The sequence below is a fragment of the Pseudomonas sp. DL genome (assembly GCF_047199225.1).
Taxonomy (GTDB): Bacteria; Pseudomonadota; Gammaproteobacteria; order Pseudomonadales; family Pseudomonadaceae; genus Pseudomonas; species Pseudomonas aeruginosa.
Genome location: NZ_CP178323.1, coordinates 656,106 through 677,049, shown reverse-complemented (window position 1 = coordinate 677,049; position 20,944 = coordinate 656,106). Strand labels below are relative to the sequence as shown.

The 20,944-nt window shown below is 65.3% G+C and carries 23 protein-coding genes; 2 read left to right on the top strand and 21 right to left on the bottom strand.

Annotation, left to right across the window (positions count from 1 at the left end):
* Positions 1 to 229: 229 nt before the first annotated feature.
* The 15 genes from ACI766_RS03160 to ACI766_RS03090 all read right to left on the bottom strand — a co-directional run bounded on the left by ACI766_RS03160 (position 230) and on the right by ACI766_RS03090 (position 12,424).
* Positions 230 to 3,889, bottom strand: coding sequence for a phage tail protein (locus tag ACI766_RS03160; protein ID WP_023086830.1), 3,660 nt, complete (start codon positions 3,887 to 3,889; stop codon positions 230 to 232).
* A gap of 58 nt (positions 3,890 to 3,947) precedes the next feature.
* Positions 3,948 to 4,550 (bottom strand): tail assembly protein, encoded by a 603-nt coding sequence (locus ACI766_RS03155; protein ID WP_003118924.1) that lies wholly within the window; start codon positions 4,548 to 4,550, stop codon positions 3,948 to 3,950.
* 54 nt (positions 4,551 to 4,604) lie between these two features.
* The gene (locus ACI766_RS03150) at positions 4,605 to 5,375 is read right to left on the bottom strand and encodes a C40 family peptidase (RefSeq protein WP_003129219.1); all 771 of its coding nucleotides are present in this window, start codon (positions 5,373 to 5,375) and stop codon (positions 4,605 to 4,607) included.
* A 2-nt stretch (positions 5,376 to 5,377) separates the two neighbouring features.
* Positions 5,378 to 6,073, bottom strand: a complete 696-nt coding sequence (locus tag ACI766_RS03145; RefSeq protein ID WP_003118922.1) for a phage minor tail protein L — start codon at positions 6,071 to 6,073, stop codon at positions 5,378 to 5,380.
* A 7-nt stretch (positions 6,074 to 6,080) separates the two neighbouring features.
* The gene (locus ACI766_RS03140; protein WP_003113186.1) at positions 6,081 to 6,422 is read right to left on the bottom strand and encodes a phage tail protein; all 342 of its coding nucleotides are present in this window, start codon (positions 6,420 to 6,422) and stop codon (positions 6,081 to 6,083) included.
* Positions 6,415 to 8,253, bottom strand: coding sequence for a phage tail tape measure protein (locus ACI766_RS03135; protein ID WP_023086829.1), 1,839 nt, complete (start codon positions 8,251 to 8,253; stop codon positions 6,415 to 6,417). The genes ACI766_RS03140 and ACI766_RS03135 overlap by 8 nt, the downstream gene beginning before the upstream one ends.
* A 46-nt stretch (positions 8,254 to 8,299) precedes the next feature.
* The gene (locus ACI766_RS03130; RefSeq protein ID WP_003113188.1) at positions 8,300 to 8,554 is read right to left on the bottom strand and encodes a hypothetical protein; all 255 of its coding nucleotides are present in this window, start codon (positions 8,552 to 8,554) and stop codon (positions 8,300 to 8,302) included.
* 29 nt (positions 8,555 to 8,583) lie between these two features.
* Positions 8,584 to 8,931 carry a phage tail assembly chaperone family protein, TAC gene (locus ACI766_RS03125; RefSeq protein ID WP_003113189.1) on the bottom strand — a complete coding sequence of 116 codons (348 nt, stop codon included), beginning with the start codon at positions 8,929 to 8,931 and terminating at the stop codon, positions 8,584 to 8,586.
* 11 nt (positions 8,932 to 8,942) lie between these two features.
* Complete coding sequence (locus ACI766_RS03120) at positions 8,943 to 9,437, bottom strand: phage tail tube protein (protein WP_003113190.1); 495 nt, start codon at positions 9,435 to 9,437, stop codon at positions 8,943 to 8,945.
* Between the two features lie 315 nt (positions 9,438 to 9,752).
* Positions 9,753 to 10,010 (bottom strand): hypothetical protein, encoded by a 258-nt coding sequence (locus tag ACI766_RS03115; protein ID WP_003118919.1) that lies wholly within the window; start codon positions 10,008 to 10,010, stop codon positions 9,753 to 9,755.
* Positions 10,007 to 10,369, bottom strand: coding sequence for a hypothetical protein (locus tag ACI766_RS03110; RefSeq protein WP_003121852.1), 363 nt, complete (start codon positions 10,367 to 10,369; stop codon positions 10,007 to 10,009). Before ACI766_RS03110 ends, ACI766_RS03115 begins: the two co-directional genes overlap by 4 nt.
* The gene (locus tag ACI766_RS03105; protein WP_003459422.1) at positions 10,366 to 10,995 is read right to left on the bottom strand and encodes a glycoside hydrolase family 19 protein; all 630 of its coding nucleotides are present in this window, start codon (positions 10,993 to 10,995) and stop codon (positions 10,366 to 10,368) included. The genes ACI766_RS03110 and ACI766_RS03105 overlap by 4 nt, the downstream gene beginning before the upstream one ends.
* Positions 10,996 to 11,010: 15 nt before the next feature.
* On the bottom strand, positions 11,011 to 11,358 hold the full coding sequence (locus tag ACI766_RS03100) for a phage holin family protein (protein WP_003117965.1): 348 nt from the start codon (positions 11,356 to 11,358) through the stop codon (positions 11,011 to 11,013).
* Between the two features lie 458 nt (positions 11,359 to 11,816).
* Positions 11,817 to 12,176, bottom strand: a complete 360-nt coding sequence (locus ACI766_RS03095; RefSeq protein ID WP_003118907.1) for a hypothetical protein — start codon at positions 12,174 to 12,176, stop codon at positions 11,817 to 11,819.
* Positions 12,177 to 12,223: 47 nt separating this feature from the next.
* Positions 12,224 to 12,424: a TraR/DksA C4-type zinc finger protein gene (locus tag ACI766_RS03090; protein ID WP_003085132.1), complete on the bottom strand. Its 201-nt coding sequence runs from the start codon at positions 12,422 to 12,424 to the stop codon at positions 12,224 to 12,226.
* Between the two features lie 457 nt (positions 12,425 to 12,881).
* Here ACI766_RS03090 and prtR point away from each other — a divergent pair, with 457 nt between their 5' ends.
* Both prtR and prtN read left to right on the top strand, forming a co-directional pair.
* Complete coding sequence (gene prtR, locus ACI766_RS03085; RefSeq protein ID WP_003113202.1) at positions 12,882 to 13,652, top strand: transcriptional regulator PrtR; 771 nt, start codon at positions 12,882 to 12,884, stop codon at positions 13,650 to 13,652.
* 99 nt (positions 13,653 to 13,751) lie between these two features.
* Positions 13,752 to 14,066 carry a pyocin genes transcriptional regulator PrtN gene (prtN, locus tag ACI766_RS03080; RefSeq protein WP_003121843.1) on the top strand — a complete coding sequence of 105 codons (315 nt, stop codon included), beginning with the start codon at positions 13,752 to 13,754 and terminating at the stop codon, positions 14,064 to 14,066.
* A 316-nt stretch (positions 14,067 to 14,382) separates the two neighbouring features.
* Here the strand turns inward: prtN and trpE are convergent, their stop codons facing one another.
* From trpE to ACI766_RS03050, 6 genes are all read right to left on the bottom strand, one after another.
* The gene (trpE, locus tag ACI766_RS03075) at positions 14,383 to 15,861 is read right to left on the bottom strand and encodes an anthranilate synthase component I (RefSeq protein WP_003085126.1); all 1,479 of its coding nucleotides are present in this window, start codon (positions 15,859 to 15,861) and stop codon (positions 14,383 to 14,385) included.
* Between the two features lie 72 nt (positions 15,862 to 15,933).
* Complete coding sequence (locus tag ACI766_RS03070) at positions 15,934 to 16,752, bottom strand: phosphoglycolate phosphatase (protein WP_003099532.1); 819 nt, start codon at positions 16,750 to 16,752, stop codon at positions 15,934 to 15,936.
* Positions 16,752 to 17,426: a ribulose-phosphate 3-epimerase gene (gene rpe / locus ACI766_RS03065; protein WP_003085122.1), complete on the bottom strand. Its 675-nt coding sequence runs from the start codon at positions 17,424 to 17,426 to the stop codon at positions 16,752 to 16,754. The genes ACI766_RS03070 and rpe overlap by 1 nt, the downstream gene beginning before the upstream one ends.
* Before the next feature lie 123 nt (positions 17,427 to 17,549).
* Entirely contained in the window at positions 17,550 to 18,380 is an 831-nt protein-coding gene (locus ACI766_RS03060; protein ID WP_003099535.1) for an ABC transporter permease, read from the bottom strand.
* Between the two features lie 105 nt (positions 18,381 to 18,485).
* Entirely contained in the window at positions 18,486 to 19,733 is a 1,248-nt protein-coding gene (locus ACI766_RS03055; RefSeq protein ID WP_010793491.1) for an ABC transporter permease, read from the bottom strand.
* A 113-nt stretch (positions 19,734 to 19,846) separates the two neighbouring features.
* Positions 19,847 to 20,893, bottom strand: coding sequence for an ABC transporter substrate-binding protein (locus ACI766_RS03050; RefSeq protein ID WP_003099539.1), 1,047 nt, complete (start codon positions 20,891 to 20,893; stop codon positions 19,847 to 19,849).
* Positions 20,894 to 20,944 lie beyond the last annotated feature (51 nt).

Genomic DNA, 20,944 nt, shown 5'->3' with positions numbered 1-20,944 from the left:
CCATGGGATAGTTTGGGAAAGACCAATAGCCTGGGGGTGTGTAAGCAGACGGAAGTACAACAGCGAAAGGCTGACCACTTTCGAACATACTGACAGTCACCTGCCCGTTGTTTGTCCCCGTACTTTCGACGATGCCTAAGAGCTTAGCATAGGGAATATTGGTATCAACCATTACTCCCCCTGCACCATTAAACACTTGAAGACCAGCAAACATTTGGCAAGACCTCGCTCAAGACCAAATTCCAAGTCTAATTCTAAGAACACTATCACCGTCATAAACCTGAACCAGCTGGTTAGTTATAGTAATTCGCCCCTGCCCAGGGACAGTTCCATTAATTTCAAACTGCCCTGACTTCGTCAGCCTCCAACCAGTCTGACCCGCAACATAGTTGTCTGACTGAATTGAACTACCAATTTTGGCATTAGTGATTGACCCATCCTGAATCATCGCGTTGTTGATGAACATCTGGCCGCCAACGATCGAAACCGGCGCCACGGTCTGCCCGCTGGAACTGTTGAACCAGAGGAACCGATCAGCCTGGAACGCCATGGTCGTCACACTCGTACCGCTGTCGAAGCCCAGTTGCCAGCCAGCGGCGTACTTCTGCCCGTTGGCATGCGCCTGGAGCTTCACGCTGTAGAGCGCCTTCACGTTGCCATCCAGCGAGGTAACCGCTTGAGATGTGGTCTGGATGTTCGCCTCGTTGGTATCGGTGCGTGCGCTGACGGTATCCACCCGCTGTCCCAGGGCGCTGTCCGCGTTGGCGCGGACGGTCTGTTCGGTGCTGATGGCCGAGGCATTGCTCGCAACCTGTCCGGATAGCTGATCCAGGCGCTGGACGGTTACGGCATTGTTCGACGCAACGACCGACTCGACGGTGGCGATCCTGCCCTCCGCCGTCCCGGTCCACGCCTCAAGCAAGCTCGTCCGCTTCGCCTGCGCTTCGTCCTCGTTCGCCCGCACGGTGACTTCGGTGGCAGCTCGAGCAATGGTGTCCCAGCCCTTCAGCGCATCCGCCTTCTCTCCGGTCGCCGGTTCCCCGCGGGCGGCAGCTTGCAGCGCATCCAGATTCGATGCCGCTGCTTCGATCCTGCCGTCGAGTTCGCTGATTTCAGCGGTATGGCTCGCCACCTGCTGCGCCAGCCCGTTGGCGGTTTCCAGCGACTGGCCGATATCGGACCAGTAGGCCGCGTTCGGCGGCGCCGTCTTCGCCGGCACAGCCTTCAGTGCCTGGTACAACCGCTGCCCCTGTCGCACCATGTCGTTCTTCGCGTAGACCTTGGTCGGGTCGTACAGCAGAATGTCGGCGAGGTCGCCGACCTGCTTCTGCAAGCCCCCGATATCCACCTGCATCCGCTCGATATCGGAGAAGAATTGCTGGCCCAGCGCCGACTCGACGTACTCCTGGGTGATCAACTGGTTGTATTCGCTGGCGTCGCTGGAGCTGGTGCCGGTGACCCAGTTCGACCAGGCGCCGACGTTGCCGCTACGGTCGATCAAGCGACCGCGGAACGCCAGCCGTTCGCCGGCCGGTATCGGCGATACCAGGTGGGTATTGCCTGGGTAGGCGAACAGGCCCAGCGCCCGTGCGGTCTCCTCGCTGCCGCCGGGCGTGGCGGACTGCTGGATCTCGGTGTAAGCGGTGTCCGCCGCGCCGCTGGCCGGAAACCCCCACTCCAGGCCGATGCGCCAGGGGCCGGCCACGCAGCGCAGGTAGGCCAGCGCCGGCGGCGGTGTGGTCTTGCCCTCGAGAGCGGTTTCCACACTGCTGGCGTAGACCGAACCGACCTCCATCACGTTCAAGGCGCGTACCCGCACCAAGTAGCGACCGGCATAGATGCCCGGCACGTCGAAACCGAGCGCCGAGGTTCGCGGCACCCGCACCCAGTTGCCCGAGTCCTTGCGCCATTCGGCCTCGTAGGCCACCGCGTTCGGCGCGGCATCCCAGGAGGCCGACAGGCTGGTCACCGCCACCCCCTGGTCGACCTTGGTGAAAGCCTTGATCCGCACGTTCTGCGGCGGCGCCTGCACGCCCGGCGGAATGCTGGTGACCGGCGGCAGCTCGATGCGCGCGCCGTTGTCGATGGCGTCGAACTTGCTCGCGTTGTGTTGCAGCGCGGTGATCTCGAAAAGATTGTCCTCCGGCCGGGTGATGCTCATGATGCGGAAGCGCTGGGTGGTCAGGCTGTTGCTCTGCAGCGCCCACTGCCCCTGGGGCCGAGGCGTCTCCGAATAGGCGGCGGTCACGCTCAGCACGCGGCCTACCACCGACTGGACGCTGCGCGCCTCGGCCTTGCCGTTCGGCAGGTTGACCAGCAGGCGATCGCCGGGTCGGGCCTCGACGTCGCGGTCGAGGGTCAGCGCGCGGCCATCCACCGCGCTCAGGCGTCCGCCGATCTGCTTGCCGGACTTGACCGGGTCGGCTACGGCGATGATCTTCCCCGGCGCCAGCCCACGGCCATCCATGCCGGTGCGGAAGGTCACCGCGTCCTGCTCCAGCTCCTCGGTCAGCAGCGCCCACTGGCCACGCCGCTGCGCCTCGCCCTCGGAGGTGCAGCCGATCGCGGTGATCTCCAACTGGCTGATGCCGTAGCGGCGCTGCGCGCGATCATTGTTCACCGCTACCGGCTGGCTCTGGTAGCCGTTGCCCGGATTGTCGTAGTTGACCAGGGCCAGGGTGTGGCGATCGCGCTGGCGGCTGCTGCTGTAGTTGAAGTGGCTGCCGTCGTCGCCACGCACGGTGTTCGACGGCGAGAAGGTGTAGGCCTCGTCCTCCGGCATGTCGGAGACCGCCACCATTTCCGCGCCGGACCAGTAGGACATGCCGCGGAAGATCGCTGCCAGGTCGCGCAGTACTGTCCAGGCTTCGGCGCGACTCTGCAGGTACAGGTTGCAGCTGAAGCGCGGCTCCTGGCCGCCCTTGCCGTCGGGCACCGACTGGTCGCAGTACTGGGCGATGCGGTACAGCGACCACTTGTCGACCATGCTCGCGTCGATCCGCCGACCGAGGCCGAAGCGCTTGTGCAACACGATGTCGTACCAGTGCCAGGCCGGGTTGCTGGTCCAGGCCGACTTGAACGAGCCGTCCCAGGTGCCGCTGTAGCTACGGGTCTGCGGATCGTAGTTGCTCGGCACCCGCACCCGCCGGCCGCGCGCTTCCACCGATATCTGCGGAATGCTCTGGAACTGGCTGGCATCGAACTCGACGAACAGCAGCGCGGTGTTCGGGTAGCGCAGCTTGGCGTCGATCACCTCGGTGATCGCCTCGACCCGCATGGTGTCGGCGACGCGGTTGTTGTTCTGGTTCGGCGTCAGGCGGCGCACGCGCACCTGCCAGCCGCTCCGCGCCTCCGGCAGGTCGACACGGTGGGAGCGCTCGTAGCGGCTGGTGGACTTGTCGTCCAGCGAAGCCTTCAGCGCTTCCTGCCAGGCACCGCCGTCGACGGCGATGTCGATCGCGTAGTCGATGCGGTAGCCGACCACGTCACCGTTTTCCTGCTGGCGCTGGATGGCCGGCCAGGACAGGCGCAGGCGCACCGCCGAGAGCTGGGTGTTGCTTACCGCGCGGACCCAGGGCGCGTCACTCTTGAGCTCGACGCCGACCGCCAGTTCGTTTTCCACGGCGGGCACACCGGCAATGTGTTCCTGGTCCACCGAGCCCGGACGGAACTCCCAGGTCACTCCGGGGAAGTTCACCGAGCCGTCCGCCGCCAGCAGCGGCGTATCGTCCAGGTAGATCGAACGGCCGTCGACGCCACCGTCAAACTCGCCTTCGCCCAGTGCCAGGAGAATCTTCGCCCGCGCGATCGAGCGCACCGAGTCCGGCATCTCCACCGGCTGGCGCGGCTTCTTGCTGCCACCCTTGTGGCCCGTGATGGTCTTGTTCATGACGTTCCTTCAGGCAAAAAAACGCCCGCGCATGGCGGGCCTGTTACGGCGTTGCCGGCTACAGCCGGTCCTCGGCATAGATGCCGGCGCTGATCACCGCGCCGCCGATGCGGCGCTTGCCGTAGAGCACGCCGACCGGATGGCCCTGGGCGATGGTGTTGACCGGGCCGCCGAAGGCATAGCTGGGGGCGTTCTCGGGGGCCTCTCGGCCCTTCAGGCCCTTGGGTTGGGGGCTGAGCATCTGCATGACGCCACCGAGCATCATGCTGGCGCCGGCAGAGATCAGAAACGTGCTTGTCCCGAGCGTAAGACTCGTTGCGAAGACACCTACGGCAATGAGTGCAGCTCCTAATACCGTCTGAAACAATCCGGACTGCTTGCTCCCGATCACCAACGGCACGATGCGGATATCCTCGCGTCCGCGCATGTCCAGTTGCTCGCCGGACAGGTTGGTACGCCCACGGAACACGGCGAAGGTCAGCCCTTTCGATTCCGCCTCGCGCATGAACGTCTCGAATCCCTCCATGGTGTGCTTCAGGGCGCTCATCGCCTCGCGTACCGTGCCGCTTTCCAACAACCGGCCGTGCATGCGGCCGAAGCGCTTGCCCAGAACCCCGTACAGACGGATGGTGGTGAGGCCCTGACTCAGGGTGTCATTCATGGACCTGTTCCTCTCGTAAAGAGCCGATTCCGACGGCTCGCTTGAATATGTCGTTCACTGCGGCATCCGCGTGTGCCGCAAGACCAGGCGCGTGCGTTCGATCCAGGGTCCGCCGAACACGTCTCGGGTCGACAGCCGTCCGTACAGGTGGTGCAGCAGGAACGGTCCGTCGCCGCCGAGCGCCTGGACCGGCTCGCTGTCCAGACGCCAGTCATTGCCCAGGTAGATGCCCGCGTGGTTCGGGTGCAGCGCCCTCCCGACCTGCATCACCAGCATGTCGCCGCGGCGGATTCCGGCCAGCGGCACCGGCCGGAATCCAGCCGCCGCATAGTGCTGCTCGTAGAGGCTCTCGCCGGTTTCCCACCAACCGTCGCGGCGCGGATAGTCCGGAAGCTCCAGACCTGCCTCGCGGCGGTACCAGTCGCGACAGAGGCTCCAGCAGTCGAGCACGCCGTGGGCGAACTCGCGGCCGAGCAGCGGCGCCCGATAGCCCTCCGGCGCTAGATGCGCGACATCGCCTTCCGGCCAGGACAGGATCACCCAGGGCAGACCATGCAGTTCGCAACTGACCCGATCGGCCATGCTCGGCGTGGCCGGAACGTCCGGGTGGCTGTGGACGATGGCCAGGACCTCGCCCTGGTCCTCGGCGGCGCACCAGTCCTGGTGATCGATCACGAAGTGCTCGCTGGGCGATCCGGCTGCGTTGCGACAGGCCACGTAGCGGCGTTGACGCGCACCGCGAACGATCAGCCCGCAGCATTCGCGCGGATGCTCGCGGGCGGCGTGTGCGGCGATGGCCCGCTGCAGGCTGCGGCTCAGTTCCATGCTCACATCCTGACCAGGCCGGCGCCGGCGAAGCCGCCGTGGGACAGCGGGTTGTCCGCGCCGAAGCGCAGCTTGCAATCGCTGACCCGGCCGCCACAGCGGTCCAGCGCCGGATCGTCCACCGGATTGCCGTCGGCATCGAACATCGCCGTGCCGGTGTAGTTGCAGTCCTGCCCGCGGTACTCGTTGGTGATGCACCAGTGGCACAGCGAGGTGATCTGGCGCGCCGGGATCTGCTGGCCCTGGAAGTCCGGCGGAGCGGACAGCTCCCAGGTCACCTGGACGCTGTTCTCGGCGGTCTTCTGCTCGAGGAACCAGATGTTCAGGCGCTCCTGGGAGGGGTCGGCCTGCGGGTTGCCTTCGGCGAAGTTGGCCGCATCCAGGTAGTGCGCATAGGTCTCGCGCACGGTCAGGCGCGCGCCTACCAGGCCATCGAAGAACAGGCAGAGCGCGCTGATGCTGCCGTCGATGTTGCCCACGCTAAGGGTCGGCGAACTGGCCCGGCCGTCGCCGCGCTGCTCGAAGCCGCGCGCCTCCAGCGGCCAAGCTTGGTAGGCGTTGCCCTGCCAGTGGATCGGCCCCTGCTGCAGGTGGCCGTGGAAGCGCAGCATCTCGCCGCCGAACCCGGTGCAATCCAGGTCGAACAGGCGCACCAGCGCCCCAGGCTCGAGGGCCTGGTCATCGGCTGTGATGGTCATGCTTACCTCACGGATTGAAGACTTGCTGGAAGGTGGTGTTCAGGGTGAACACGCCGTTGCCGCGCGGCCGCAATTGCCAGCCCTGGGCGCGCACCCGTACCGGTTCGCCAGTGGGCAAGGTCCAGAGGAACGAGCGGTAGCCGCCGTGGCGCTTGAGGAAATCGCGGATCGGGCCGATCAGCGCGAGATCGCCGGTACGCGAAACCTGCCAGGTCTCGCTGAGGTTGTTCAGCCCGTCACCGAGCGCCTGGCTGTAGCCGCCGCCGTACTGCACCTGGCGTACCAGTTGGTTCGCCTGGCCGGCGGAATCGATCGAGATGTCCCAGGTAAAGCGTTCCAGATCAGCCATTCACCATCCTCCATACCAGGCCGCCGGGGCGCAGCTCCTGCGCCACCACGTTGCGCGCGGCATCGTTGATCATTCCCGCCAGCTGCTGTCCCGTACCGTCGTCGCCGCTGGCCGTCGCCGCGCCCTCGCGGCCGCCGCCCAGGCTGACGCTGGTGGAGAAATTGAAGACGTTGCCACCCTCGCCGCCGCCGAGCGCGCGCACGCCGAGCACGCCATCGGAACCGCGACTCAGCGGCATGATGGCTTCCGGCCCACGCTCGCCGATCAGCGCCGGACGACCGCCGGCCATGCTGAACAGCGCCGGCGCGCTCTGGATGCCATCGTTGAAGGCACCGCCCCTGGCGAACCCAGGCATGCCTCCGGCGCGTTGCTTGCTGACCCAATTGGCCATGTCCGAGCCGGTATAGTCGGAAATCCGCGAGCCCGCCGTTGCGCCGCTACCGAAGAACCCGCTGACCGCACCGACGATGCCGCCGATGATCTGCAGCGTCGCCTGCCGCGCGGCGATCCGCGCCATATCCTGGATCACCGAGTCGGCGAAATCCTTGAACGACAGCTTGCCCGTGGTGGCAAAGGTGAACAGGGCGTTCTCCATATTGGTGAAGGCGTTGGTAAACAGCATGTCCATCATTCCCGAGACGTCCTGCGCCTGGTCGCGCAGGCTCGCCCAGGAGGCGTCCATCTGTTCGACCCAACTGCCCACCGGCTTGCCAGCGCTCGCCGAAGCCCCTCCAGCCGATACCTTGGAACCGTCCCCGGTCTGCCCGGAAGCAGTGGCCACCATCGCGCCGACATCCATCGCCGCTGCCGGCATTGGCGCGGCACCCTGGGCCGCGGGAGCGCCCGCAGCCGCTTGTCCCGCATCTGCTCGGGCCTTTTCCAGTAGCGAGGTATAGGGCTTCTGGCTGGCCAGTTGCGCCTCGGTGATGCCGGCCTTGCCATTCATCCAGCCGAACAATCCGTCCAGGGCGAGCATTGAAAGCTGCCGCGCGGCGATCCGGGCGACATCGTCGATCACCGTCTTGGCGAAGTTGCTCAAGGACAGCTTTCCGCTAGTGGCGAAATTGAACAGCGACTTCTCGAGCTTCTCCGACGCATTCCTGAACAGCTCGTCGGTCATCCCGGAGATATCCTGCAGCGGCGCGCGGTAGGCGCCCCAGACACTGTTCATCTGCAACAGCCACTGCTTGAAGACCTGCGACTGGAGCGACGGCTGTTCCTTCTCGTCGTCGCCAGCCTTCGCCTGTCCCTTGCCCGCCTTGTCGTCGACCTTGGGCTTCTCGGTACCGACGCTGGCGACCCAGCCAAACAGCCCGTCCAGCAGCATCAGGGTCATCTGCCGCGAGGCGAGGCGCGCGGCATCGGCGTAGGCGGCCTTGCCCACGTTGGCAAGCGACAGCTTGCCGGTCTCGCTGAGATTGAGCAGCGCCTTGTCGAGCTTGTCGGAAGAGTTCTTCAGTAGTGCTTCGTTGAGCTTGGACAGATCCTGGAGTGGTTCGCGATAGCTCTTCCAGGCTTCGCCCAGCTCCTTCTGCCGGGTCTTCCACTCGGCCAGTACCTTGTCCTGGGCGCTCTGCACAGGCTTCTTGGCCTGCCCCACCTGGCGACTGGTCCTGCCCAGCATGTCCAGCGCCTGGTCCAGCACGCTGCTGGCAATCAGTGCCGAACTGTCCAGGCTTTTGCCGATAGCCTTGCCAGCCTTTTCCGCGCGCGCCTCCATGGCGCGCATTTTCTGATCGTTGATCCTGCCAACCTTGTCCATCCCGGCCCTGTACCCTTCGCTGCGAAGGACCAGGTCGAGCGTCAGGCTGCCGTCGGTATTCGTGGCCATGATTCATGTCTTCCAGAAAAAGACCCCGCCGCAGCGGGGTGGCCTGTCATGCCCATTGATCCATCGCCTGGTGCAGCGAAAGGGGCTGGAGAGCCATATGCGGACGGAACGCGTCGGGATCGGCGTCCGCTCCCAGCGCATGCCCGAGCAACGCAGCGATCCGAGCCAGCGCAAGCTCCAGCCGGTGTCCCGGATGGAGCGAGCCGCGCTTGTTCAGATAGGCGACCCAGGCGCGGTACTCGGCGTAGCTGAGCCGCTCCTTGGCCTCGGCAATGGTCGACCCGCCGACGCCGTTCAGCACCAGTTCGTGCCAAACCTCGTCGGCGGGGGTCAGTTTTTTTCCGCGTCCTCGACCCGGTTGACCTCACCGACCGCCTGCAGCAGCAGGAAGCCCAGCGCCGGGTCGAGGTCGTAGGCCTGTTCGTAGGTCAGGCTTTCCTCTCCCGTCTCGCCCAGGCGAATGCATTCGGCGAGGTAGCGCGCGTTGCGGCTCTGCTGGTCGCCTTCGGCGGAGAACAGGCGCTCCACCGCGCCAAAACTGTTGCGTCGGACGAACACCTGGAAGGTGTCGCTGACCGCCTTCTTCCTGCCGGCGGGAACGCGGGTCCAGGTAATCTCCTTGCGCACCAGCGCCGACTCGATGAAACCGCCCGCCGCACGAAGTTCGTTGAGATTCATCTACGCGCTCCTCAAGCCGACTTCGGCGTCCACTTGCCGGCGCCGGAACGCTGGATGGTGGCCTGGGTAGCGACCAGCGTGTTGCTGGCGAAATCGAAGGGGAAGTCGCTGACGTAGCCTTCGAAGGTGAACCAGGTGCGCGCCGGCGGCAGCACGAAATCGTCGCCTTCGGTGCTGACGGTCGGCTTTACGTCGATTCCGTCGGACCAGCCGATGGCCCACTTGACGCTCGTCTCGCCATCTTTCTCGGACAGTTGGAACAACCGAACGTGACTGGCCAGGCGTGGATCGGCGTTGATGCCGAGGGTCGCCTGGCCAGGGGTGCGCAGGCCTTTCTTGTACTTGCGCGAAGTGTCGCTCAGGCACGGGTCTTCGATCTGGTCGGCCGGATTGCCGCCCGGGTTGAACGAAGTCACGCCTTCGATCTCCAGGACGGTAGCGGCACCGGTACCGGATACCGGCGGAACCAGGGCGTAGATCTGGGTACCTTGAGTCAGGATGGACATGGAAAACTCTCCTTTATGCACATGAAAAGACCCGCACCAGGCGGGTCGTCTGGCCCCGTCCCCAGGACGGTCGGCCGTGGCGCGGTACGCGGTCGGCGAGGAGCCTCCACGTCCCGAGCCGTTGTCGGATGCAAACGAAAAAGCCCGGCACACTGGCCGGGCTCTGAGGTTGCAGGTGGCATCCCTGGGGGGACACACCTGTACAAGCATGACTACGTTGTACCGACCGATTCCCGGCTCGACAACGCTGCGGAATCAATACACGGCAATATGCGCCGGACACACGTCCATCGACGTCCATATGCGCCCAGTGTCTCAGCGGCAGGCACGCAATGCCGCCTGCAATTCGAGTTCGTAGCCCTGCCGCTGGCGGCGCTCGGCGAGCAATGCGCGAACCTTGGCCTGCAGCGAATCGCCGGCCTTCAGCGTGGCGCCGGCCCAGCTCGGCGGGCGCACGTCAGGTACACGGCAGGGCACTGCGAGGGGAACCTCGACGCGCACGGGGCGAGGTGTCGTCGGCGAGGCTGCGCAGCCCGCGAAAAGCAGACAAAGCCCCAGCAGGAGACGAGTCATAGTCCCAGCTCCCGGTCGATCGCCGCACCTGCCGCCTGGCAGTCCACACCAATGTCGGGTTCCTGGAGCAGACGCACGGCCGCGGCATACTGCTCCGCGGCCTGCGCCCTGGCCTCGCCGAGTGCCTGCTCGACGTCCTTCGCGCGCCTCTCGGCGCTCGCCCGCACCGCCGCCAGCGCTCGCTGCTGCTCATCGAGCAAAGCCTCGAGCTGGCCGCTGGCGACGCGGCTGGCAGTGAGTTGGCCCAGGGCCTCCTCCAGTTGCGGACGATAGTGGCGGGCAACCAGGCCGCCGCCGAGCAAGGCGCCGGCCAGCAGGACCAGCAACACGGCCGGCAGGAGCAGAGCGAGCCGGCTCATGACAGCACCGCCCTGGCCCGCTGCCACAACGCCAGGCGCTCCGCCTGCCCATTCAGGCCGCCGTTGATGCGGCGGGTGATGGCAGCGAACTCGCCGCGGTCGGCCAACTCGTTGAGCCCGTGACCGGCCCACCACCAGGCGGCGCTGCGGGCCGCCGGCACGGGCTGCTCCAGGCGCCAGGGCTCGGCTTCCAGCGGCTCGCCGAGGGCCTCGCCGACCAACCGGTAGTTGGCACGCCCGGTGATCTGTAGCAAGCCACGCCCACGGAAGCGCCAGCCATCGCCGGACGCTTCGTCGCCATTGCCGTTGCGCGTGGCGTAGGTGTTGTCGGCAATCGCCTGCGGATTGCGCGCCAGCCGCCAGGCCAACGCGTTGGGCTGCCCGTCGGGGCCGAGATAGCGGCTCGGCCAGGTCGCCGCCAAGCCTTGGGCACTGTAGTTGAGGTTCTCCACCAGCCGGTTCAACTGGCTGCTTTCGTGGCCGACCTGGGCGAGAAACGCGGCACGCCGCGCCGGTGTGTCGATCTCCCTCTCGTCCATGGCCCGTTGCAACGCCGCAACGAAAACGCCCGCGACGAGGCGGGCGTTGGGAAAAATGCGCAGCAATTGCTGCTCGGTCAGTTTCATCGATCCTCCTGGCGCTTATGTCCGCTCATGCGGCTCCTCCTCGGGCAGCTCGCAAACCCCCAGGCGCCGGGCGGCCCAGCGTTCGTAGAGACCGACGGCGATCTCCGCGCCGGCCGCGGCGGTCAGGCTGCCCAGCGCCGCGGCGAACAGCAGCGCGGCGCCGCAAGCCAATGCCAGCAGCATCACCGCCACGCCGCAGACAATCGACGCGCCGGAGCGCAGCGCCAGGCGCCGCAACAAGGCCCAGCCGCCGAGACCGGCCTTGTCGGCACGCCACATCTCGCCGCTGACGCCGCCCAGCGCGGCGAGCAGGATCAGTACCCAGAGCGGCATTTCCGTCAGTGTCTGCGGTTCGTTGCCCATGGGTCCCTCCTTGGCAGGCAGCGCCGGGCACGTCCGCACGAACGTTTTCCCGGGCAATAAAAAACCCGGCGCCAGGGCCGGGTTCCGGTGCTTCACGAGTGCCTCCCTGGGGACGCACCTTTACAAGAATGACTACTTTTTACCGCCCGATTCCCAGCCCGGCAATGCCTTCTCGACAATCCACTGCAATAGGAGGGAGACGCACCACGATATGAGGGTGATATACCGCCCTGGGAACCTTCGCCAGGCATCCGGGCAAGCGCATACCCACTTCCGATGTGGAAAGCCCGGCATCGACTGACGAAAAGGATGGCTACGCCAGCCCGAATCCGCCTCTACCGTGCAGGGTCCGCTGCTGTGCATGGGACTCACCGCCTCCATGGGCGACAGGCATAAAAAAACCGGCTCGAAGGCCGGTTGGAAAATTCCAGGGGGGACACGGTATCCGGTCCAGGAACTCAGGCCACCCGCCGCAGCAGGCCGTCCTGGATACCCTGGTGCGCCACATGCAGGCGCAGATAGAAGGTGTTGCGGCTGCAACCGCAGTGGCGGTACTTCTGCTCGGGGAAGCTGTCGCGATTGAGATAGTGCTCCACCACCACGTTCTTCAGTTCCTCGGGTAGGCGATTTACCAGGCGATCGACCTCCGCCACACGGTCGAGGATCACCCGGCTGCCACGGTGGCCGCGGACCACCTCGCCCTTGCTGGCGATCAGCATGGCGATCAGGTTGCCGCCGGCGTAGCCGCCTCCGTTGCTGCCTGGCGCGTGCATTTCCTCGGCCCAGAGCTTGAGCATTTCATCGATGGCTTTGATCACGGTCGTGTCTCCTTTCACTGCCCGCGAGGGCTCGGCATGAGGTCGGTTCAACGGCGCTCGTGGCGGTCCTGGCAGTCGATGCAGCGACTGCAGCCCGGTGCCGCCCGGCGGCGCGCCTGGGGAATGGGCTCGCCGCAGTCCTCGCAGTCTTCCGCGGACTCGCGGATGGCCAGCGCCGGGCGCGCCGCCAGGAGGCCGTCGAGGCGAGCCAGGACCAGTTCGTTGGCGTGATCGGCAAGGTCAGCCATGGAAAGCCTCCCTGGCGTGCCCGACGCCCGACGGCCGAATGGATGGAACATGACAGATGCGCGGCGCCGGTTCGGCGACCTGCGTTCCTCTGCGCGGAAATGGCGAGTGCGTATCTCGCGACATGGCAATGACTCCCTGTACGACGCCGCCGTACCTGAAGCAGGTCGGCGACAGAATGAATGAGCGGGACGGAGCGTCTGCATGGACGGCGCTCCGGCCCTCCAGGTGCCGGAGCGCTTTCCCATGGCCCCGGCACCCAAGCAGTCGGCACCTGCATCGTCGGTCGCCGACAACCGGGTGCGTCCTTGCACCCATGTGAAATCTCTGAAAGGCGGGTGGGAAGTTGTGGAACTCACCCCTTCCGCTTTCTGACGGAAGAGAAATTACAACCAAAGCTATTTATCGTCAACACCTAGGCTCTTTACAGAAAATCCATCGGTCTGTAGATTGCCGAGCATGGACAAGAGCACCCAGATCCCGCCCGACAGCTTCGCCGCTCGCCTCAAGCAGGCCATGGCGATGCGCAACCTGAAGCAGGAAACCCTCGCCGAAGCGGCAGGGGTTTCGCAGAACACCATTCACAAGCTGACCTCGGGCAAGGCCCAGAGCACCCGCAAGCTGATCGAGATCGCGGCGGCCCTGGGCGTCTCGCCGGTCTGGCTGCAGACCGGCGAAGGCGCTCCAGCCGCGCGCAGTGCCGTGTCCGTGGCCGATGGCAGCCCATTGGTGCTGGAACCGCTGCATCCGTGGGACAGCGACACACCGCTGGACGAAGACGAAGTGGAACTGCCGCTGTACAAGGAAGTGGAGATGTCCGCCGGCGCCGGACGCACTGCGGTACGCGAGATAGAGGGGCGCAAGCTGCGTTTTTCCTATGCCACGCTGCGTGCCTCGGGCGTCGATCCGTCGGCGGCGATCTGCGCCCAACTCACCGGCAACAGCATGGAACCGCTGATCATGGATGGCTCCACCATCGGCGTGGACACCGCCACCACCCATATCACCGATGGCGAGATCTACGCCCTCGAACATGACGGCATGCTGCGGGTGAAGTTCGTCTATCGCCTGCCCGGCGGCGGCATTCGCCTGCGCAGCTTCAACCGCGAGGAATATCCGGACGAGGAGTACTCGCCGGAGGACATGCGCAGCCGCCAGATCAGCATGATCGGTTGGGTCTTCTGGTGGTCCACCGTACGCCACCGGCGCGGCCCGTCCCTGGTGCGGTGAGCGCCTGGCGCTCGCCCGCTCTACAACTTCAGCTATTGAACAAGAAAACAACCTGAGCTATATTCCCCTCAACGACGTGTAGCCGCAGGAGGGAATACCATGCAGCCATCCATCGCCCCTAGCACTCCGATTCCACGCCAGGAAACCGTGGAATTGGTCTACCGCATCTTCGGCGACGTCCTGGTGCCGCTGGAGCAGGTTCGCGAACGCTGGTTTCGCAACCTGAACAAGGAAAACTTCAGCAAGGCCCTGGCATGCGGGCGGATCGCCCTGCCGGTGACGACCCTCGACGATAGCCACAAGGCCATGCAGTTCGTGGCCCTCGATCACCTCGCCGCCTACGTCGACCAGCGCGCGAACCAAGCCGGAGGCGCCCGTCGAGCACAGCCGGGCGCTGACAGCATCGCATCCTGAGCGGCCCGCCGTTGCCAGCATCGTAGGGAGCGACACCATGCTCCGCCTGGCGGATATCGCGTGGTGATGTCCCCCTACGAAAGCGCCTTCTGCGTGGGCAAGTAATGCCGAAGGCGTCATCCGCCAACCGGACATATCGATCACTTCACCTTGAGGCGGGTTCGGCGTCCTGCCCCCTGGCGGATATCGCGCCGCGATATTCGCCCTACGAAAGCGGCTCCGCGTAGGGCGAAGCCAATGCGTGGGTCCAGCCGGGCACAAAAAAGGCGGATGACGCAAACGCCATCCGCCTTCTTTTCTTCCGCCTCGCGCCGTCTTATTCGACGCTCTGCTCGGCCAGCGCCACGGCGCGGAACATCGCCCGGCGCTTGTTGATGGTTTCTTCCCACTCCAGCGCGGGCACCGAGTCGGCAACGATACCGCCGCCGGCCTGCACGTGGAGTTCACCGTTCTTGATCACCGCGGTGCGGATGGCAATGGCGGTGTCCATGTTGCCGTTCCATGCCAGGTAGCCGACCGCGCCGCCGTAGACTCCACGCTTGACCGGCTCCAGCTCGTCGATGATCTCCATGGCGCGGATCTTCGGCGCGCCGGATAGAGTGCCCGCCGGCAGGATCGCCCGCAGCGCGTCCATCGCGCTGAGCCCCTCGCGCAATTGCCCGGTGACGTTGGACACGATGTGCATGACGTTGGAGTAACGTTCGATCACCATTTTTTCGGTGACCTTCACCGCGCCGATATCGGACACCCGCCCCACGTCGTTGCGCCCCAGGTCGATCAGCATCAGGTGCTCGGCGATCTCCTTGGCGTCCGACAGCAGATCCTGCTCCAATGCCAGGTCGGCCTCTTCGTTGATCCCGCGCGGACGGGTACCGGCGATCGGGCGCACCGTCACCAGGCCATCCTCGACCCGTACCAGCACCTCCGGCGAGCTGCCCACGACATGGAAGTCGCCGAAGTTGAAGAAGTACATGTAGGGCGTCGGATTGAAACAGCGCAGCGCGCGGTACAGGTCGATGGGCGCCGCCTTGAATTCGATGGACATGCGCTGCGACGGCACCACCTGCATGCAGTCGCCGGCCAGGATGTAGTCCTTGATCCTTCCTACCGCGTTTTCATAGTCCTCGCGGGTGAAGCTGGCACGAAACGCCGGCTCACGACCCTGGGCCGCCTCGAGGTCGAGGCCGCGACGCGGGGTGATCGGCTGGCGTAGACGCTCCAGCAGCTCCTCCAGACGTGCCTGGCCGCGCTCGTAGGCATTTTCCTCGGAGGGATCGGCGAGGACGATGGCGTGGATCTTCCCGGCCAGGTTGTCGAATACCACTACGGCATCGGACACCATCAACAGGATATCCGGGTTGCCCAGCGGGTCCGGGTTCGGACAGGTGGCCAGGCGTTTTTCCACGTAGCGCACGCAGTCGTAACCGAAGTAGCCGACCAGGCCTCCATCGAAACGTGGCAAGCCGGGCACGGTGGGCACCTGGTAGCGCGCCTTGAACTCCTCGACGAAAGCCAGCGGGTCGGCGCAATCGAAGCGCTCGGTTTCCATGCCATCGATGCTGATCCGTACTTGATGGTCGTAGACCCGCAGCACCGTGCGGCACGGCAGGCCGATGATCGAATAGCGCCCCCATTTCTCGCCGCCCTGCACCGACTCCAGCAGGTAGGAGTTCGGCGCGTCGGCCAGCTTCAGGTAGATCGACAGCGGCGTGTCGAAGTCGGCAAGGGTCTCGAAGGACAGCGGGATGCGGTTGTAGCCATCGGCGGCCAGCCGCAGGAATTCTTCGCGATTCATGATCAGCCTCATCGGAGGAGAGAACGGTCAACAGGGTGCAAACGCGCGCCGGCTATCCGGCGGAGGATGATGTCAGGCGCGCCAGCGCCAACGCGCCAGGGCCTTGATGACCTTCATCCAGAGTTTGCTGACCGCCACGGCTTGATCTCGCTGGTCGGAGGGGGAAAGGGAGTCGTCCGGCAACACTATCTCAGCGGCCTGGTCGGCGCAAGGCAGCAGGTCGCGCAGGTTGTCGATGACCAGGGTGGGCGCTTCCTCGGCGATCGGCCGGCCGTGGTTGTAGCCATAGGTCAGCGCCGCGCAGCGCACGCCGGCAGCTTTGGCGGCGAGCACGTCGTTGCGCGAGTCACCGACGAACAACGCATCTTCGGGCTCGATGCCGGCCATCTTCATCACGAACAGCAGCGCCGCCGGGTCGGGCTTCTGCTGCGGCAGGGTGTCGCCGCCGATGATCCAGCGAAAATAGCGACCCAGCTTCATCTCATCCAGCAGCGGAGCGACGAAGCGCTCCGGCTTGTTGGTGATCAGCGCCATTTCCACGCCGTTGCGCTTGAGCCACTTGAGGGTGTCGACGACGCCGGGGTAGACCTCGGTGAGCGCATGACTGTCGGCATAGGCCTCCATGAACAACGCCAGCGCGGCTTCGGTTTCCTCCTCACCGATGCCGTCGTGCTCGATGCTTCCGGCCAGGGCGCGACGCACCAGGACGCGTGCGCCGTTACCGATCCACTGGCGGACCTTCTCGATGCCCGCCGGCGGCCGCCCGAGGCTGGCGAGCATGCTGTCGACCGCGGCGGTGAGGTCGGGAACGGAATCGACCAGCGTGCCATCCAGGTCGAACATCACCAGACGCGGCAGGCGCGTGGCGAAGAACGGCTCCGCAGCGCTCATTACTGGTGCGCCTGGGCCAGTTCGGCATGCATGGCGCGGATGACCTCGGCGTAGTCCGGGGCGTTGAAGATGGCCGAGCCGGCGACGAAGGTATCGGCGCCCGCCGCGGCGATCTCACGGATGTTCTTGACGTTGACGCCGCCATCGATCTCCAGGCGGATCTCGCGACCGGAGGCATCGATCAGGGCGCGTGCCTCGCGCAACTTGTCGAGGGTACCGGGGATGAATTTCTGCCCGCCGAAGCCGGGGTTGACGCTCATCAGCAGGACCATGTCGACCTTGTCCATCACGTACTTCAGCACCTCCAGCGGAGTGGCCGGGTTGAACACCAGGCCCGCCTTGCAACCGCCGTCGCGGATCAGTTGCAGGGAACGGTCGATGTGCTGGGAAGCTTCCGGATGGAAGGTGATGTAGGTGGCGCCAGCTTCGATGAAGTCGCCGATGATGCGATCCACCGGGGATACCATCAGGTGCACGTCGATCGGCGCGCTCACGCCGTACTTGCGCAGCGCCGAGCAGACCATCGGGCCGATGGTCAGGTTCGGCACGTAGTGGTTGTCCATCACGTCGAAGTGAACGATGTCGGCACCGGCGGCGAGCACCTTGTCCACGTCCTCGCCCAGGCGGGCGAAATCGGCGGAAAGGATCGACGGAGCGATGGCGAAGGGTTGCATGGCGCACCTCAAAGGGGATCACGGAAGGCGCGCATTGTAGCCGTTATCGGTTTTTGGCGGTGAAAATGACGACTTTTCGCCGCAGCAGCCGACGCCCGGACCAAGCCGGGCGCGCCCTGCGCCTCAGCCGCCGGGTTGTGCGGTACGCATCTTCTCGCTGCGCCCGCGCAGCCATTCCAGGGTCAGCAACAGCAGTACGGAGAAACCGATCAGCAAGGTCGCCGCGGCGGCAATGGTGGGGCTCAGGTTCTCGCGAATGCCGCTGAACATCTGCCGCGGCAGGGTGGCCTGCTCGGGACCGGCGAGGAAGAGGGTCACTACCACTTCGTCGAACGAGGTGGCGAAGGCGAACAGCGCGCCGGAAATCACTCCCGGAGCGATCAGCGGCAGGGTCACCCGGAAGAAGGTGGTCAGCGGCGGCGCGCCGAGGCTGGCGGCGGCGCGCACCAGATTGTAGTTGAACCCCTGCAGGGTCGCGGAGACGGTGATGATCACGAACGGCACGCCGAGCACCGCATGCACCACGATCAGCGACAGGTAGCTGTTGCCGAGCCCCAGCGGAGCGAAGAACAGGTAGCTGGCCACGCCGATGATCACCACCGGCACCACCATCGGCGAAATCATCAGGCTCATCACCAGTGCCTTGCCGCGGAACTCGCCGCGGGTCAGGCCGATTGCTGCCAGAGTGCCGAAGACCATTGCCAGCAGGGTCGCCGCCGGAGCGACGATCATGCTGTTGGTCAACGAGCGCATCCACTCGGCGGACTGGAAGAAGTCGGCGTACCAGCGCAGGGAGAACCCTTGCAGCGGGTAGACCAGGAAAGTGCCGGAGTTGAACGACAGCGGCACGATGACCAGCACCGGCAGTACCAGGAACAGCAGTACCAGGCCGCAGAGGATGCGCAGGGAGTAGAACCACAGGCGCTCGACCGGGGACATGTAGGGACTCAGCATGACTCGCTCTCCAATGTGTTTCGTGCGGATCCCCCTCTCCCCGCCCTCCGGGCAACCTTTTTTCCGAAGGCAGAGGGGAATCGGTTGGCCTTCTCGGAAGGCCCTCTATCCCAGGCGCAGGCGGCTGGCGCCCACCAGCCAGCTGTAGACGACGTAGAGCACCAGGGTAGCGAGCAGCAGCAGGCCGCCGAGGGCGGTGGCCATGCCCCAGTTGATGGTGCTGTTGGTATAGAAGGCGACGAAGTAGCTGACCATCTGGTCGTTCGGGCTGCCCAGCAGCGCCGGGGTGATGTAGTAGCCGATGGACAGGATGAACACCAGCAGGCAACCGGCGCCGACGCCCGCGACGGTCTGTGGGAAATACACCCGCCAGAAGCTGGCGAACGGGTGGCAGCCGAGGGAAATCGCGGCGCGCATGTAGCTCGGCGAAATGCCTTTCATCACGCTGTAGATCGGCAGGATCATGAACGGCAGCATGATGTGCACCATCGCGATGTATACGCCGGTGCGGTTGAACACCAGTTGCAGCGGCTGGTCGATCAGGCCAAGCTTGAGCAGCGCGCCGTTGATCAGGCCACCCGATTGCAGCAGGACGATCCAGGCGGCGACACGTACCAGGATCGAGGTCCAGAACGGCAGCAGGACCAGGATCATCAGCAGGTTGCTCTTGCGCGTCGGCAGGTTGGCCAGCAGGTAGGCCAGCGGGTAGGCCAGCAGCAGGCAGATGACGGTGATCACCGCACCCATCCAGAAGGTGCGGGCGAAGATGTCCAGGTAGATGGCCTGGTCCGGGGTGGCGCGCGCCACTTCGCCGAGATCGTCGATCCGGTGGTCGAGGGCTGCGAGCAGGTAATAGGGCGTATAGCTGCTGGCGTTGCGGCGGATCACCTGCCAGTAGGCGGGGTCGCCCCAGCGCTCGTCGAGCTGCTCCATGGCGTCCTTGTAGGAAGCGGGCTCCTCCTTGAACGGCAGCTTGCGCGCGGTCTTCGCCATCAGGCTGCGATAACCGGCCAGTTCCATGTTCAGGCGCTTGGAGAGATCGCCGATGGTCTGGTTGCGACGAGCCTCGGCGAGATCCTGGCTGAGCGCCTTGTAGACGGAGTCGGCCGGCAGCGACTTGCCGTCCCAGGCGGAGATGGCTTCTACCGTCAGCGGCAACGAGCGAACCACTTCCGGGTTGGACACGCTCTTGTAGAGCAGGGCGGCGATCGGCACCAGGAAGGTCAGGACCAGGAAGGCCAGCAGGGGCAGGATCAGCGCCTGGGACTTCAGGCGGTTCATCCGCTCGGCGCGCGCCAGGCGTTGCTTGAGGGTGCTGCCGGCGGCCTGGGACATGGGCACAGCTGTGGCCATAGCGAACTCCGGAAAAAAAGCGGGCCGTCGGGGCGACCCTGGAAAGTGTGGAACGGTAGGAGGAGCCGCCGCGCGGCGGCCCCTCCGGCCCTCTCTGGAGGGTCAGGCGAGGATTACCTGGCCGCCCAGGCGTTGAAGCGCTGTTCCAGTTGTTCGCCGTAGTCGGCCCAGAAGGTCACGTCCATTGCCACCTGGTTCTGGATGTTTTCCGGAGTGGTCGGCATGTCCTTCAGCAGGGCCTTGTCCAGCAGCGGCACCGCCTGCTTGTTGGCCGGACCGTAGGCGATGTTTTCCGAGTAAGTCTTCTGCTGCTGGGGCTGCACCGAGAAGGCGATGAACTTCAGGGTCTCTTCCCGTTTCTTCGCCCCCTTCGGGATGGCCCAGGCGTCGAAATCGTAGATGCCGCCGTTCCATACCACCTTCAGGTTGCTTTCCTTCTGCACCGCGGCGATCCGACCGTTGTAGGCAGAACTCATCACCACATCGCCGGAAGCCAGGTACTGCGGCGGCTGGGCGCCCGCCTCCCACCACTGGATGCTCGACTTGATCTCGTCGAGCTTCTTGAAGGCACGATCCTGGCCTTCCTTGGTGGCGAGCACGCCGTAGACGTCCTTCGGCGCCACGCCATCGGCCATCAGGGCGAATTCGAGGGTGTACTTGGCGCCCTTGCGCAGGCCGCGCTTGCCGGGGAATTTCTTGATGTCCCAGAAGTCCGCCCAACTGGTCGGCGCGCTTTTCAGCTTGTCGGCGTTGTAGGCGAGCACCGTGGACCAGACGAAGAAACCCACGCCGCACGGTTGGATGGCGCCGGGCACGAAGTCCTCGGTCTTGCCGAACTGCGCCGGGTCGAGTTCCTCGAACAGGCCTTCGTCGCAGCCGCGCGACAGCTCCGGCGACTCCACTTCCACCAGGTCCCAGGACACGCTGTTGGTATCGACCATGGCCTTGACCTTGGCCATCTCGCCGTTGTATTCGCCGGCGACGATCCTGTTGCCGGTGGCTTTCTGGTAGGGCTCGTAGAACGCCTTGATCTGGGCGCTCTTGTTGGCCCCGCCGAAGGACACCACGGTCAGGTCCACCGCCATGGCCTGGGCCGCGCAGGCCAGGCCGGCCGCCAGGGTGGCGAACTTCAGGCTGGCCGCTTTCAGGGATTTCGACATTATTGTTCTCTCCACAGTGCAGGGTTGCTTCGGTACGGTTCGGGACTGCCG

Coding starts and splice junctions, on each gene's coding strand:
- prtN (WP_003121843.1), top strand. CDS start 13,752: ATGCAGCCATCCATCGCCCCTAGCACTCCGATTCCACGCCAGGAAACC.
- ACI766_RS03125 (WP_003113189.1), bottom strand. CDS start 8,931: ATGAATCTCAACGAACTTCGTGCGGCGGGCGGTTTCATCGAGTCGGCG.
- ACI766_RS03120 (WP_003113190.1), bottom strand. CDS start 9,437: ATGTCCATCCTGACTCAAGGTACCCAGATCTACGCCCTGGTTCCGCCG.
- ACI766_RS03150 (WP_003129219.1), bottom strand. CDS start 5,375: ATGGAACTGAGCCGCAGCCTGCAGCGGGCCATCGCCGCACACGCCGCC.
- ACI766_RS03115 (WP_003118919.1), bottom strand. CDS start 10,010: ATGACTCGTCTCCTGCTGGGGCTTTGTCTGCTTTTCGCGGGCTGCGCA.
- ACI766_RS03100 (WP_003117965.1), bottom strand. CDS start 11,358: ATGGGCAACGAACCGCAGACACTGACGGAAATGCCGCTCTGGGTACTG.
- ACI766_RS03105 (WP_003459422.1), bottom strand. CDS start 10,995: ATGAAACTGACCGAGCAGCAATTGCTGCGCATTTTTCCCAACGCCCGC.
- ACI766_RS03140 (WP_003113186.1), bottom strand. CDS start 6,422: ATGGCTGATCTGGAACGCTTTACCTGGGACATCTCGATCGATTCCGCC.
- ACI766_RS03070 (WP_003099532.1), bottom strand. CDS start 16,752: ATGAGCGCTGCGGAGCCGTTCTTCGCCACGCGCCTGCCGCGTCTGGTG.
- rpe (WP_003085122.1), bottom strand. CDS start 17,426: ATGCAACCCTTCGCCATCGCTCCGTCGATCCTTTCCGCCGATTTCGCC.
- ACI766_RS03110 (WP_003121852.1), bottom strand. CDS start 10,369: ATGAGCCGGCTCGCTCTGCTCCTGCCGGCCGTGTTGCTGGTCCTGCTG.
- ACI766_RS03135 (WP_023086829.1), bottom strand. CDS start 8,253: ATGGCCACGAATACCGACGGCAGCCTGACGCTCGACCTGGTCCTTCGC.
- ACI766_RS03060 (WP_003099535.1), bottom strand. CDS start 18,380: ATGCTGAGTCCCTACATGTCCCCGGTCGAGCGCCTGTGGTTCTACTCC.
- ACI766_RS03155 (WP_003118924.1), bottom strand. CDS start 4,550: ATGAATGACACCCTGAGTCAGGGCCTCACCACCATCCGTCTGTACGGG.
- ACI766_RS03050 (WP_003099539.1), bottom strand. CDS start 20,893: ATGTCGAAATCCCTGAAAGCGGCCAGCCTGAAGTTCGCCACCCTGGCG.
- trpE (WP_003085126.1), bottom strand. CDS start 15,861: ATGAATCGCGAAGAATTCCTGCGGCTGGCCGCCGATGGCTACAACCGC.
- ACI766_RS03090 (WP_003085132.1), bottom strand. CDS start 12,424: ATGGCTGACCTTGCCGATCACGCCAACGAACTGGTCCTGGCTCGCCTC.
- ACI766_RS03145 (WP_003118922.1), bottom strand. CDS start 6,073: ATGACCATCACAGCCGATGACCAGGCCCTCGAGCCTGGGGCGCTGGTG.
- ACI766_RS03055 (WP_010793491.1), bottom strand. CDS start 19,733: ATGGCCACAGCTGTGCCCATGTCCCAGGCCGCCGGCAGCACCCTCAAG.
- prtR (WP_003113202.1), top strand. CDS start 12,882: ATGGACAAGAGCACCCAGATCCCGCCCGACAGCTTCGCCGCTCGCCTC.
- ACI766_RS03160 (WP_023086830.1), bottom strand. CDS start 3,889: ATGAACAAGACCATCACGGGCCACAAGGGTGGCAGCAAGAAGCCGCGC.